Annotated in this window: 16 protein-coding genes and 1 pseudogene; 7 read left to right on the top strand and 10 right to left on the bottom strand. The window is 54.6% G+C overall.

Translation table 11 applies throughout. From position 1 onward, the window contains the following. Positions 1–5: 5 nt before the first annotated feature. Entirely contained in the window at positions 6–668 is a 663-nt protein-coding gene (gene csgI, locus D5066_RS02385; protein WP_119914937.1) for a curli synthesis inhibitor, read from the bottom strand. A 173-nt stretch (positions 669–841) separates the two neighbouring features. Between csgI and D5066_RS02380 the strand changes: the two genes are divergently transcribed. After that, positions 842–1,255, top strand: a complete 414-nt coding sequence (locus tag D5066_RS02380; protein ID WP_028012609.1) for a CoA-binding protein — start codon at positions 842–844, stop codon at positions 1,253–1,255. A gap of 36 nt (positions 1,256–1,291) precedes the next feature. Here the strand turns inward: D5066_RS02380 and hspQ are convergent, their stop codons facing one another. Together hspQ and rlmI are read right to left on the bottom strand one after the other, a co-directional pair. Further along, positions 1,292–1,609, bottom strand: coding sequence for a heat shock protein HspQ (gene hspQ / locus D5066_RS02375; protein WP_008499919.1), 318 nt, complete (start codon positions 1,607–1,609; stop codon positions 1,292–1,294). A 60-nt stretch (positions 1,610–1,669) separates the two neighbouring features. Then, entirely contained in the window at positions 1,670–2,860 is a 1,191-nt protein-coding gene (gene rlmI, locus D5066_RS02370) for a 23S rRNA (cytosine(1962)-C(5))-methyltransferase RlmI (RefSeq protein WP_119914936.1), read from the bottom strand. Between the two features lie 174 nt (positions 2,861–3,034). Between rlmI and D5066_RS02365 the strand changes: the two genes are divergently transcribed. Genes D5066_RS02365 through yccX form a run of 3 tightly spaced genes read left to right on the top strand, consistent with a single transcriptional unit; the run spans position 3,035 to position 4,684 of the window. After that, the gene (locus D5066_RS02365; protein WP_119914935.1) at positions 3,035–3,592 is read left to right on the top strand and encodes a kinase inhibitor; all 558 of its coding nucleotides are present in this window, start codon (positions 3,035–3,037) and stop codon (positions 3,590–3,592) included. Positions 3,593–3,602: 10 nt separating this feature from the next. Next, positions 3,603–4,391: a helix-turn-helix transcriptional regulator gene (locus tag D5066_RS02360; protein WP_119914934.1), complete on the top strand. Its 789-nt coding sequence runs from the start codon at positions 3,603–3,605 to the stop codon at positions 4,389–4,391. A gap of 11 nt (positions 4,392–4,402) precedes the next feature. After that, complete coding sequence (yccX, locus tag D5066_RS02355; RefSeq protein WP_119914933.1) at positions 4,403–4,684, top strand: acylphosphatase; 282 nt, start codon at positions 4,403–4,405, stop codon at positions 4,682–4,684. On the opposite strand, the gene tusE is transcribed toward yccX, so the two are convergent. From tusE to D5066_RS02325, 6 genes are all read right to left on the bottom strand, one after another. Further along, a complete protein-coding gene (gene tusE / locus D5066_RS02350) occupies positions 4,681–5,010 on the bottom strand; it encodes a sulfurtransferase TusE (RefSeq protein ID WP_028012611.1) in 330 nt (109 codons plus the stop codon). The two genes, yccX and tusE, sit on opposite strands and share 4 nt — an antisense overlap. 69 nt (positions 5,011–5,079) lie before the next feature. After that, positions 5,080–5,631, bottom strand: a complete 552-nt coding sequence (locus D5066_RS02345; protein ID WP_119914932.1) for a LuxR C-terminal-related transcriptional regulator — start codon at positions 5,629–5,631, stop codon at positions 5,080–5,082. Between the two features lie 10 nt (positions 5,632–5,641). Next, on the bottom strand, positions 5,642–6,799 hold the full coding sequence (locus D5066_RS02340; RefSeq protein ID WP_165853318.1) for a CblD like pilus biogenesis initiator family protein: 1,158 nt from the start codon (positions 6,797–6,799) through the stop codon (positions 5,642–5,644). Position 6,800: 1 nt separating this feature from the next. Then, complete coding sequence (locus D5066_RS02335; RefSeq protein ID WP_119914930.1) at positions 6,801–9,518, bottom strand: TcfC E-set like domain-containing protein; 2,718 nt, start codon at positions 9,516–9,518, stop codon at positions 6,801–6,803. A gap of 72 nt (positions 9,519–9,590) precedes the next feature. Then, complete coding sequence (locus D5066_RS02330) at positions 9,591–10,097, bottom strand: CS1 type fimbrial major subunit (RefSeq protein ID WP_119914929.1); 507 nt, start codon at positions 10,095–10,097, stop codon at positions 9,591–9,593. A 75-nt stretch (positions 10,098–10,172) separates the two neighbouring features. Continuing rightward, positions 10,173–10,916, bottom strand: coding sequence for a fimbrial protein (locus tag D5066_RS02325; RefSeq protein ID WP_165853317.1), 744 nt, complete (start codon positions 10,914–10,916; stop codon positions 10,173–10,175). Positions 10,917–11,223: 307 nt separating this feature from the next. Between D5066_RS02325 and D5066_RS23290 the strand changes: the two are divergent. The 3 genes and pseudogenes from D5066_RS23290 to D5066_RS02315 form a co-directional block, all read left to right on the top strand. Then, positions 11,224–11,469: pseudogene (locus tag D5066_RS23290) on the top strand (winged helix-turn-helix domain-containing protein); the annotation flags it as partial. Between the two features lie 30 nt (positions 11,470–11,499). Next, on the top strand, positions 11,500–11,985 hold the full coding sequence (locus tag D5066_RS23285; protein WP_244288123.1) for a hypothetical protein: 486 nt from the start codon (positions 11,500–11,502) through the stop codon (positions 11,983–11,985). Continuing rightward, positions 11,982–12,458, top strand: a complete 477-nt coding sequence (locus tag D5066_RS02315) for a hypothetical protein (RefSeq protein WP_119914927.1) — start codon at positions 11,982–11,984, stop codon at positions 12,456–12,458. The genes D5066_RS23285 and D5066_RS02315 overlap by 4 nt, the downstream gene beginning before the upstream one ends. 55 nt (positions 12,459–12,513) lie before the next feature. Here D5066_RS02315 and yccA read toward each other — a convergent pair whose 3' ends face one another. After that, on the bottom strand, positions 12,514–13,173 hold the full coding sequence (yccA, locus tag D5066_RS02310) for an FtsH protease modulator YccA (protein ID WP_013097244.1): 660 nt from the start codon (positions 13,171–13,173) through the stop codon (positions 12,514–12,516). Positions 13,174–13,414: the final 241 nt, after the last annotated feature.

Here is a 13,414-nt window from a genome sequence, read left to right as displayed (position 1 = left end):
GTGGCTTATGATGAAGGTTGTTGTTTTGCCCATTGTAAAAACCGGGCCCGGGTGTCGGGATCGGCCTGCTGGAACCAGAATTTAAGGCGCTGTTCCGTCAGGCTCTGGGACTGAGGAGGAATAACGTCCAGTTCCGAGACGCCAGATAACAGCGTACTGTCGTCCGCCATCCTGGTAGCAAACTGCGGCAGGGAAGCGCGTTTACCCGCTTTGTTGTAGGTCTGGGCCAAAGCCTCGTAGTCCGGGCTTTTCGGGGAGGTGGTTAAGGCCAGAATATCCAGCTTGACCGGAATCGGCATTGCGTCCCCGTCCAGGAGCTCAATGCGCGGCGATGCGTCAAAGGCCGCAGCTTCTTTCTCTGTTTCAAGACGAGGCAGGGTAATGTTCACCTGGCTGACTTGCCGGGTATTAAAGCTGACAATCAGCGGCGGGGAGATGTACATCCGTTGCTCATGGTTCGCCATCCCGACCGATTTTTCTACCCGAAACACCAGCTGATGCGGTCCGTTATCCAGTTCGATGCTGTCTGCCCCGCGCAATAATGAGCTGGAGACCTTTTTTCCGTCCAGTACCAGAAGATCAATGTCGCCAGAGAGCCGAAGCGTGGTGGCAAAGACGCAAACCGGCATCACTAACGCAATCACAGCAGTGGCAATACCGGTTTTCATAGAAGGCTCCCGTCAGAAATACTGTCGCCGCATTAATGTATCTAAATTTTTCGGTAATCACGTTTACTAACATATAGACATATTTTGCCGTTTTGCCCTCATACATCTGTATGGGATGGATGGTTGAGATGTGCGCTTTGGCGTACACTTTTAAAAAAGCCAGGAGAAAAACCATGAAAGAGAACGATATTGCTGAGATTCTGACATCCACGCGTACCATTGCGCTGGTGGGCGCGAGCGATAAACCCGACCGTCCAAGCTATCGGGTGATGAAATACCTTCTCGATCAGGGCTATCACGTTATCCCGGTGTCGCCAAAAGTGGCAGGGAAAACGCTGCTGGGTCAGCAGGGTTATGCCACGCTCGCTGATGTGCCGGAAAAAATTGATATGGTTGATGTCTTCCGTAATTCCGAGGCGGCATGGGAAGTGGCGCAGGACGCTATCGCCGTAGGGGCAAAAACGCTGTGGATGCAGTTAGGTGTGATTAACGAGCAGGCCGCCGTGCTGGCGCGGGATGCGGGATTGAAGGTTGTCATGGATCGCTGTCCGGCGATCGATATTCCCCGTCTGGGGCTGGCGAAGTAATAAAAAAAAGCCCGTCATCGGGCTTTTTTTACACGCTTAGTTCCGCAGGCGCGGAGCCTGTAACTGTTTGCGGATAGTCTGAGCAAGTTCATCCATCGTGGGTTGTTCCGGATGCTCTTCCTGCAGCTCGCTACTCAGCTGCGCTTCGGCAAGGTAGGTATGAACGGGTTGTCCGTCGTCACCTTCCATTACCACATGGTACCAGGGCGCAGCGCGAAGCTCTGCGTTGACCGCCAACTCGTCCGCTGACGGTTCATCAAGGGAATACTCCGGGTCGATATCCACGACCACACCCAAATACCCAAGCAAAGTGTGGCGGACCTGCTGGCCGATACCGAATTTGCTGGCAATCATAGTCACCTCCCGGGAAACACTACTTACACATTAAGTGTGGGCAATATTTCTCTTTTCAAGTTACATGACGCGACAGGCAAACCCTTTCAGATACAGTCCTTCCGGGTAGGTAGCAATCACGGGGTGATCGGCTGCCTGACGGAACTGCTCTATAAATTGTACATCACGACCAGCATCTATTGCGGCATCGGCGATGATTTTTTGGAATAAATCGGTAGTCATCAGCCCGGAGCAGGAGAAGGTGAGCAACACCCCGCCCGGGTTCAGCAGCTGGATGGCCAGCATGTTGATATCCTTATAGCCGCGGCAGGCGCCCATTAGCTGGCTTTTGTTCTCCACAAATTTTGGCGGATCCATGACGATGACGTCGAACTTCTCGCCCTGGTCGCGATATTTACGCAGTAGCTTGAAGACGTCATCGCGTACAAACTCCGCTTTGCTCAAATCCAGCTTGTTTAGCTCGACGTTCTGTTTTGCCACGTCCAGTGCTTCCTGTGAGGTATCCACGCTCACCACCTGAGCACAGCCGCCCATCAGTGCCGAAACGGCGAAGCCACCGGTATAGGAGAAACAGTTCAGGACGCGTTTGTCGGCAACGTACTGGCGGGTCGCCAGACGGCTGTCGCGCTGGTCAAGGTAATAACCCGTTTTATGGCCGCTCTGAATATCCACCAGCAGTTTCATGCCGTGCTCTTCAATCGGCAGAAGGGCAGGCGGCAGCTCGCCGGTAACCGGACCCTGGGTCAGCTCCATGCCCTCTTTTTTGCGCACCGCCACATCGCTGCGATCGTAAATAGCGCATTCCGGGAACAGGGTTTGCAGCGCGCTAATCAGCGCGGCACGCTGATACTCCGCACCAGCGCTCAGAAGTTGCAGCACCAGGAAGTTACCGAAGCGGTCAATGGTGACGCCCGGCAGACCGTCGGATTCACCGGCAATCAAACGGTAGCTGTCCAGCCCGTCGCGTTTTGCCAGCCAGTCGCGCCACTGCTGCGCCTGCTGCAGGCGGCGGACGAAGAAGTCGATGTCGATGGTTTCATCTTTATCGAAGGTCCAGACGCGCGCGCGGATCTGGGACGCTGGCGAGTAGGCGCCTCGCGCTAACCATTTCCCCTGATGGTCAACAATATCAATGGTTTCACCGAGGCTGGCTTTGCCTTCCATACGGGCTACCGCGCCGGAAAAGACCCAGGGATGACGGCGCAGTAATGATTTCTCGCGCCCTTTGGCTAACACTAAACGTACACTCATAATTTGCTGTTCTGTCGATTTCAGGGAAATGGCGCGTAGGGTAGCACATTCAGCCAGGCGCAATCATCTGCGGATGTTGTTGAGCGTTTCGGCACAAAATCAAATCGCTTAGGCACATTACGGCATCGCAGCAGGCTTTACAGTGGGGCTTCCGGTACAGCAAAGGGAGCACCCATGAAAAAGCGTAGTGTGATAGCAATAGCCGCTCTGGCGGCAATCAGTTTTCAGGTTTCAGCGGCAACGCCTTTCAGCATCACCAGTAAGGATATTTCCGGCGAGCGCCATTTAGCGCAGCCGCAGATATTCGAGGGATTCGGCTGCCACGGCGGTAATCAGTCTCCGCAGTTGGTGTGGAAAAACCCACCCGCTGGTACGAAAAGTTTTGCCGTCACGGTATATGACCCCGATGCGCCCACCGGCAGCGGCTGGTGGCACTGGACCGTAGCCAATATTCCCGCGAACACAACGACGTTGCCCGCTGATGCCGGTAACCCAAATGGCGAGAAATTACCTGCCGGTGCAGTGCAGGGGCGTAATGATTTCGGTTATTCTGGATTCGGCGGCGCATGTCCACCTGCGGGAGACAAACCCCACCGCTATCAGATGACCGTCTGGGCGCTGGATGTGGATAAACTGCCTCTCGACAAAAATGCCAGCGGTGCACTGGTCGGTTTTATGATCAACAGCCACGTTCTGGAAAAAGCCCAGTTAACCGCAACCTACAGCAGATAAGGATGAACCGGTGCAGGAGTTCCATTTTCGAAATAAACACCTCACGGCGGGTGAAGTGAACGCCAGCAAAATGCATCGCCTGCATCAGGTTAAACTCTTTTTTCCGGCCATTTGCCATATCACCCATGGCAGTAAGGTGATTGTTCAGGATGACAACCGTCTGGTGGCGACCCGGGATGAGCTCATCATTATCCCGGCCAATACCACGATGGAGATTATCAATCAGCCCGCGAACGGTATATTTCATTCTGATTTACTGATGTTGTCTCCGGAAATCGTCGCAGAGTTCAAAGCGCATTACCTGAAATCCTGGCCACGAACGACATTACATTCACTTTGCGCCCCGCTGAGCGAGGGGCTGGCGTTTATGTGGGATAACCTGCTGCACGCCGTGCGCCAGGATTTACCCGAGGCGTTACAAAAGCATCAGGCCTTCGGTCTTCTGCTGGCCTTGCTGCATGACGGTTTGGCAGGTCCGCTGCTTATTGAGCGAAACAGTAACCTGACCGAGCAGGTGCGGCAGTTCATTATGTTATCGCCCGCCAGAGCCTGGACCGCGCAGGACGTCGCCAGCCGTCTGGCCTTAAGCGTACCGACGCTGCGCAGACGGTTACGTGAAGAGTCGCAGAGTTTTCGCCAGATCGTGGAAGAGGTGAGGATGGCCGTGGCGCTGTCACAACTTCAGTCGACCCGGCTACCGATCGGTGAAATCGCGTTACAATGTGGATATCTTTCCAGCTCTCGTTTCACCGCCCGTTTCCGGCAACACTACGGTTGTTTGCCGAAAACGCTACGTTAAGGAGAAGAAAAATGTCACATGTCTGCACCATTGCCTGGGTCCACGGCGTTGTTCAGGGCGTCGGGTTCCGCTACAGCACCCAGCGCGAAGCGATTGAGCTTGGGCTAACGGGATACGCGCGAAATATGGACGACGGCAGCGTTGAGGTGGTCGCCTGCGGCGACGCGGAGCAGGTTGAAAAACTAATGGCGTGGCTGAAAGCAGGTGGGCCGCGCAGCGCCCGGGTTGATAAGGTCTTAACGGAACCGCATCAACCCGGCCGGGAATATGTGAACTTCGGTATTCGGTATTAAATACACTTCACCGGTTTAGGCAGGCCGGCAATTTTGGTGGCCTGTTTTGCCGGGCCTTTAGGGAACAGACGATACAGATAGCGGCTGTTGCCTTTCTCTTCGCCGAATTTGTTGGCCATCGCTTTCACCAGCATGCGGATCGCCGGAGAGGTGTTGAATTCAAGATAAAACTCGCGCACAAAACGGACCACCTCCCAGTGTTCGGGGGAGAGGGCGATGCCTTCGTTTTCGGCGATTTTCTCCGCCAGCGGCTCGCTCCATAGCGTCGTATCTTTCAGATAGCCTTCGCTATCGGTTTCAATTTCCTGGCCTGCAAAAATGAACATAGTGCTCTGTCGATAAAGTAAAAATCGCCCCTAGTCTAGCAAATAAGGGGCGGCGTGAGAATCATTGACCTACAGAAGAAGCTGGAGCAGATTGTTGGCATTAAGCTTTTTCAGCGCGTTGCATTTATACGTCGATACCTGTTTTTCACTCATCTGCGTCATATGCGCCACGTGCCGTACCGATTGTCCGTTCACCAGCCTGTCAAGGACGTTGAACTCCATGCCCGTCAGGCAACAATTCAGGGTGCGCACACGACGGGGCTCTCTGGCAAGCAGGTACGCCGCATCCGCCACGGCAATCCGGTCATCAATGATATATAAGGTCAGCGTGGCAAACCGCTTTCGCAGATGGGTAGCCAGCGCCCAGCCTTTTTCATTGCACACCAGGTAAAGCGTTCCCTCCCAGCGCCTGGCTTCCAGCTCCAGCAGAATGTCGACCAGCGCCAGATGCGTCCCCGCGACGGAAAAGCGGCAGCGAACAACGAGGGTATTGCAGGCCAGCAGTGAACGTCGCCACTTTACCGCGCCGCTCTCAACCTGCGTCTGAGCGTTACGGCGCAGAAGGGCGTAGCGCAACCCTTCGGCATAAAAGCGATTATTGTCGAGAATGGCGTAACTCACGATAGCCTCTTTATAACGTGCTGGGCGTGTAGATCACGCGCAGCGTGCCGGTGTAATCCCCGGCATTTTTACTGCTGGCAGCAAACGCGGGCGTTTTCAGAATGATGGGGGCGGGGACACAAAGTACGCTCTCCCGTCCACCCGGCAGCACAACCTGACGCAGATATTGCGGGTCATTAGTGCCCTGCCAGACCAGCGTTTTGCCATTCGCCACGGTTTCGGTTGCACCCGTCACCGGGTTGGTCACCGTAACCTGATAATCGAGGCGATCCCGCGGTTCGGTCTGGCTTCCTCCGCGCCGTCTGACGGAAAACGCCCCTTCGGCACGGTCTGTTGCCGCCAAACCATCATCCTCAAAGCGCAGATAGACGCGCGTGCTGGCGCTGTTATTGCCGTCATAGAGGCACATATCCAGCGCACTCTCGCCCTGGATCTCGCTGCCGCCGGGCCGCCCGGGGAAGTTGGTCAGGTTAAGGTTCACGATTGGCGTTGAGTGGGGAAACGCTGGCAGATAAATCTGCTGGTTACCCGGATCGACCACCTCAATACGTATCGTCGCCTGCCAGCGGGCAATGGTGAGGTAGCCGGGACATCCGACGTTGACATCGTTAAAGTTGCCCCCGCAGTCGGCGCTTCCCCATTCGCGCAGGTTCTGCTTCAGCGTTGCGGTCCAGATGCCCGGCTGGGCGAGCTTATCCAGTTCGCCTTTAACGATATAAAAATCAAAATAGGGTTCCCGGTTCCATAACGCGATCTCGCCGGAACCGCCGGTCACAAAGCTGGCGAACGTGAAGACTTTGTTATTGATAAACATATGTTTTTCCCCATATACCTTGAGGTCTGCCGTTTTTTTAGTCGACGAGTGGGTAAAACGCAGCGTAATGGAAGAGGAGCTTGCCGCGGTAGCGGTAAACCAGACCGGTGCTGTCATACATGCCCCGTACGTCGGATCGGTGCGGGACTGGCAGGTCAGGGTGTTGCGTCCCCACTTTTGCGGGTCGACAGTGTCGTAACCGCTCGGCTCATGGACCCAGATATCAAAACGCGCAGGCGGCACCGCGCGATCGTAGCTAATCCCTACGCTGGAGTTTCTTCCGGCAGGGACGCCCGCCAGCGTCTGACAGCTCCACAAGGTCAAAAAAAGCAAAATAAAGAGGTAGTTGTTCACGTCATTTCCCTTTGGTGAGGTGTTCTGCATTCATGGCCGTTGGCCCCGTCGGCACGTTCCGCCCGGCGAGCATCAGTTGTGCCTGGTGCTGAACCGAATCCGGCAGGGCGGAGAAGGTGAGTTCCCGACACGGGATCGACCCGACGTAACGCACCACGTCGCGCATGCTTTTCACGCTCAGTTCACACTGATAAAACTGCTGCTGACGCACCAGATAAAGGTTGCGCAGCAGGGCGTCGCTCTGGGCGCTGAAACCGCCATTGCCGAGATCGTTCCAGCCGTTCACGTTCAGCGGCACACCGCCCACGAACGGCGAGTGATGTTCGTCAGTGAGCTGGCCGAGCCAGGTGTAGCGGGTGGTGGTCTGTACGTCCCGGCGGAGCATTTTGCCCGGCACCATAAAGAGCGTCCGGCTGCCGGAACCCTGCGTGATTTCACTGCTGATACCGGATGAGACGTTCAGCGACTCATTAACCGTCAGCGTGGTTTGCTGATAACCCGGCACCGCAAAAAGGGCACGGCTGTTAGCCGGGATATCCGCGCTGCCGCCGTTATCCAGCGAGACGGAGACGCGTGAATCACGGGAATCCTCAGGCGTAGCCACGTTCACCGCAATGGCAGAAGCGGGACGGCCGTCTCCCCAGCGGCCAAGCCACAGCCCGGAGCGCGACAGGGCCAGGGTAGAGCTGTAATTGCCGCTGCTGCTTAACGTATGGCGCCGATCCTGACGATCCCACGCGTCGCTCACCGTCAGGCTGGCATTACCAAAACGTCCGCCCTGACGCGTATACGCCGAGGCGTTGAGCGAATCGCTGTTGATCCCCGACGCGCTCAGGCCGTATTCATTCTCGCCGCGCGCGTCGGCATACCAGTTATGCGCCACGTTGTAGCTCAGCTGGTTTTTCTGATGCTGCTGGTGCTGCCAGGTTGCCCCAAGCGAGGTATAGCCTGACGCATCGCCCTGGCGGTTATGCGCCATTGAGAGGCTAATGCTCAGATAGCCGCCTTTGTCTTTACCGTCGCGATAGTGGTCGTTGCGCATAAACAGGTTAATGCTGCTGTTGATGTTCAGACCGCGCGCGCTAAAGGAATTACTCAGCCCTCCCTGCCAGGCCTGTGTGCGGGAGCGGGTCACATACACTGGTTCCCACGGCAGGCCCGCGTCGTGACGATCGTCATGGTCCGGCAGTTCCCGGCGCGTAACGTAGCGCCCTTCGTTGCGGTTATCCGAGTACCCAAGGTTTGCGTACCACGAACCGACAGGCACGGAGAACATGACCGAGAGGCTACGATAACAGCCGTTGACGGCGTCAAAACCTGCGCTACGGGTATCACAATTTTCTGCGGATAACGCGTTGCGATAGAAGCTCAGCGAAAAGCCGTCGTTATAGCTGATTTGCTGAATATTGCCGCGTTGGCCCTTGCTGCCGTAGAGGTAGCTAAAGCGTGTGCTTAATACCCCGTCGATCGGACCCGCGTTAAATCCGCGGCTCCAGTCGAGGGCATTTTCCAGAAAATGCTGCCTTTTCATGACGGTTGCGCCGCTGGTCAGGGCCAGCGGCGGGGTAACGGGCAGGCGTATACCCGCCTGCGCGACCGGGCTGCGTTCGTCACTCGAATCGTTATTGGCCGTTTCCCCTGCCTGCAAAAACCACTCGACGCGGTCGAATGGCGTGATGCCCGTACGGGTAAACGGAACCTGCTCGGTGCGCGTCAGTCGGTTATTTTCATAAACAGACAGCGTCACGGTATAGCTTCCATCCGGGAACGCGCGGGTATCCAGGGTTTGTGCCCCGGCATTGAGGTAAAAGCTGGCCAGCAGTTCCTTGCCGCGGCGCGCGTCGATACGCGCATCGTGCGAAAGCAGCACCGTAATGGGCGTGCCCTTCGATTGCTGAACCGGGTTGATCCAGGCCCGGGTCGAACCCGTGCGCAGGCCACGAATTTTGCCCAGCGGCAGCTGACTGAGGTTAATATTCCCTCCGGCATTGCTGAACAGGTCGCGGGTATCCATCTCGCCCATCTGTAGATAATATTCACGCCATAAATCCTGGCGGAACCAGGCATTGTTGACGGTCATTTCCTGCTGCTGCTGGTGACGCGAGCGTTGTCCAAGCCAGGTCCAGTCAAGGTTAAGATAACCGTCCTGAGTCAGCGCCAGCGCCCCGTTGCCCTGAACGGTGGCGGACTGATAATCCCTGTCGGCAACAAAATTGATATTTTGCTGATGAATTAACGCATTTTCGCTGTCCTGCGTGGGCTGATACCACTGGCTTTCCACCGTGGGTTTTGGCAAAAAGCGTTTATCAAAAAACAGGTTTATGCGGGCATTGTTTTCGTCATAAATGATGGCCGCACGGCGGGTTTCAAGGTAGTCACACCCCGTTGCCGAGCCGTTGCTGCTGCAGGCCAGGTTGCCGTTTCGGGCTAGCGGAACGGCCAGCGCCGCGGAAACGGAACCGATAAGAGCAGGATCGTCGTTAAACTGACGTTTGATGGCCGCGACCAAGGTATCAGGCGCGACAAAACTGACCGTTTCAAGATTGATATCGGTTTCAAAAAGGCCAAGCGACTCGCCGTATAAGCTCACTTCTGTCCACATGCGCTGCGTTTGCGCCAGGTCCTCGAAACCGGCCGGGACGGCCATTTCAGCGCAGGCGATGTGAACAGATGCGGGTAATAAAGCAACAAAAAGGAGAGTATTTCTGTGAAACGCCATGAACGAGCCTCGACATCATCCTGACGTCAGAGGGCGGGCGCCCTCTGACGTTATTCCTTAGGTGCTGTGGTGTTACGCACCGCCTTCCGTGGTGGTTGCCTGAGTCAGCATCAGGCTTACAACGCCGCTGTACTGGCCGGTTTTCAGAATGCCTTTGGTGGTCTGGGAAATGGTCAGAGGCAGAACCGCAGAACCGTTTTCAATGCTGCCCGGGAACAGTTCGGTTCCGGTAAACTCAGCATCGGCCGTGGTCAGGGTTTTGTCGCCCAGCTTCACCGTCATCGGTACGGCCTGATCGCCATCGGTGTTGGTCAGCTGCGCGGCGCTTACCAGACGCACTTTGACGTTGCTGGTGGCTGAGTTTGACCATACTTTGGTATTCAGGCGGTAGCTTTCCAGCCCGCGGCCCGGCAGATACTGCATATCAATACTGGCTGGCAGCGGCGTATTATCGGCCTGCGTCAGGTCAAGCTGTGAATCGACGCTGGCGTTGACGGTAATATCTTTCTGAATTGCCAGAGCGCTGGCAGAAGTGGCCATCGCGGTAACGATCATCAGAGGTTTAATAAATTTACGCATTGATATCTCCATATTTTACAAATGAGCACCCTGGCTCTTTAAACAAACCACAAGGGTTTTTACAGTGACGTCGTGTTATTGCACGACGGGTAAGTCAGCTTCCTCAGCGGTTTTTTTCACCCAGTTGAAGTAGCGGAATTTGTATTTCTTGCCGTTTACCTGATTAAGCGTTTTTAATTTCCGCTCGGTATCCGGGTAAATCGTGGCGTCTTCTTTAATCCATTTACAGACGTCGTCTGACTGGCAAATACCAATCTCCCTGAGCGGCACGCGCAGTGTGCCAGCGTTGGTGACGGTCCCCCGTGCAGGATCGATATGCAGCGAAACGCGCTCCTTTGCGGGGGCAAGATGGACCAGTGCCCCCCAGATCACATTGACGCCTAATTTTGCCGTCGCTGCCGTGTTTTCGGGCTGGCCGGGAATAATGCTGTCCGGCTGTTTCACCCCTTCAAAATAGACTCGCCAGGTGGTCTCTTTTTCCGGCGGCGTCAGTGAAACAAGGCGCACCACGCGCATTGCGCCTGCCGCCAGGGCAAATTTATCGGGCGTCACCACCACGCCGCCTTCTTTCCACGATGCAACGTCAATCTCTTTTTCCTGGGCCGTTCCGGGGTTAAGAATTTTCTTTTGCCTCACCCGGATGAACTGAATATCATCCGTTTTCGATGCCACTTTTATTTGCGCTGCGCCGGAACTATCCACGTTAAGTTCCATTGGATAAACGCTCATATTGGCCATTGTCATTCCTGAGAAAAATGACAGTGACAGCGCGGCGACATAAAACGCGGTTGTCATATTCACTTTTTGTTTCTGTTTCACATTCAGCCTGCCTGCTCTGAGTTCATGTACGGTTTTTAACACCAGGACACCGTCTGCTTTCGTATCGCTTCAGGGCAGGGAAACTTTAACCAGAACAGAAGGTTGTGAGAATTTGTATTAGCTAACTGGCAAAATACAGTGATTTGTTCTGCCTTTCTGGATTTAAAGATGTATAGTTAAAAGAAAATACCGCAACCCAGGATGGGGAGAAAATTCCTGTTGATGAAAAATTAACCTGTTCAGGAGGCGATTTTCTTGCCGATGTCACAGGGATAAAAAAGCATGCGGTAACAGCTGAGAGTGAAATATGTTTTTTATATGCAATAATTCGTTGTTATTTGATCCTGAAGCACATGCGATTAGTCTTGTCGGTCAACCGGAGACGGTATTAACGCTTTCGGCGCCCGCCGTTCGTCTTTTGCAGGAATTTATTCGTCATAAAGGACACGATCTGAGTCGGGAGGAATTGATTACGCGCGTCTGGGAGGAATACGGCTTTACGCCCTCAGGAAATAATCTCAACAAAGCGGTCAGCGAATTACGGAAAAGTTTCCAGCTACTGGGTGAGCAACACGATTATATTGTGACTATACCCCGGCATGGGTTCCGTTTTGTTGCCGACGTTGTTTTTCAGCCTGCGCAAGCCGTTCAACCCGCTGAACCGCAGTCGCTCTCTGTTGTGGCGCAGCCAGAGGCAAAACGCCAGCGTTTTTCCCTAAAATGGGGCGTCGCGGCGGCGGTGCTTTTAGCATCAGCATTGGGGCTAGGGCTGCTGTTTAACCAGCAGCAGAAAATCGTTATACCGATGAAACCAACACCCGTCGCGCATAAAATAGCGGGCTGCAGCATCTGGCTTATTAACGATCATGGCCGACCGCTGGTGCTGTCGAAACTGGCGGCGTTACTGGAGGAAAATAACGTGGCGTGCGAGCGGGAAGCGTACAATATTTACTATTTCAGCGCCCGTTTTAACCTTGCCGCTGCCGATGAAGTGTTTATTGGCGCATGCCCGGTCAGTACAACCAGCCTGTGCAAAACCATTCGCTATAAAAGCGGGGCAGAAAAATGAAAATGAGGCTTCTCTTTGCTGCGGGTGGTGCGCTTGCCGGCGGCGCGCTGGCGCTCTTTATTTATTCCGGCGGCATATATAAACGTGATGCGCTGGTTTGCAGTACGGAATTTAACTTTACGCGCAATGAGGGAAAAGCAAGTGAAGTGAAGGTTAATGCCGTTGCCCATTTCTATTTTCATCGGGATGGCACTGGGTTGACCACATATAAAGGGGCAGCGAGCGCGGGCGGGCAATGTCTGATTGTTGACAGAGATGTGGACTTTACCTGGAAACAGCGGGACGATGATAACGTCATTGTGTTGAGCTATACCAAAACCTGGCGTCGGCACAATGACAATACGCCGGATGCCCAGTGGGGTAGCTATGCTAATCCGACCGCACGCTACTATCTGACGATCTCTGAACTCTCACCTTCCGTGTGGCTGATTCAGGACCGTCATTATCCCACCTATATTTGCCGCAAGGAATAAAGCATAAAAAAGGAGAATGCCTCAGGCATTCTCCTTTTTATTTCAGCAGGTCTGCTTAATCGCGGCTGGCGAAGCCCAGGATGCTCAGCAGGCTGACGAAGATGTTGTACAGCGACACATACAGGCTCACGGTCGCGCGGATGTAGTTCGTCTCACCGCCGTGAATGATGTTGCTGGTTTCATACAGGATCGCGCCAGATGACAGCAGGATAAACACCGCACTGATGGCCAGGTGCAGGGCAGGCAACTGCAGGAAGATGTTCGCCACCATACCAATCAGCACCACCACGATACCCGCCATCAGCATACCGCCGAGGAAGGACATGTCCTTACGCGTGGTCAGCACGTAGGCCGAGCAGCAGAAGAACACCAGCGCGGTACCGCCCAGCGCCATGCCAATCACGTCACCCATACCGGCAGACAGATACGCGTTCAGGATCGGCCCCAGGATGTAACCCAGGAAGCCGGTAAAGGCGAACGCGGACAGGATGCCGACCGGTTTGTCAGCGGTTTTGTAGGTCAGGAACATCAGACCATACATTCCGACCAGCGTCAGGATCAGGCCCGGAGACGGCAGCATCAGCACGGTGCTGGCGGTGGCGGTGATCGCCGAAAACGCCAGCGTCAGGCTGAGCATGAAATAGGTATTGCGCAGCACCTTGTGGGTACTGAGTAGCGATGTGCGGTCGCGTGAGGAAGTAATTATACGATCCATGAGTCACTCTCTTATGACAGATGTAATTAACGGAAAGAATAGGAAACGGCACGCCAGTCTCAAAGTGGTTTTACCCATCTTTACTCAGCACGTTAGCGCTGAAGGTGGTTGTTTATTCTGTAAAAGCATGTGTAACCAGTATGAACAGCGGTTTGCAAGCATTTACCAGATCAACCTCTTATAGGTTACTGAAAAATATTGCGTTATTCCCGTGCGGGCGCTAAGAGTTATCTCCGGATCG

This window comes from Enterobacter chuandaensis, from assembly GCF_003594915.1.
Lineage (GTDB): Bacteria > Pseudomonadota > Gammaproteobacteria > Enterobacterales > Enterobacteriaceae > Enterobacter > Enterobacter chuandaensis.
This window is presented reverse-complemented; position numbering and strand designations above follow the sequence as displayed.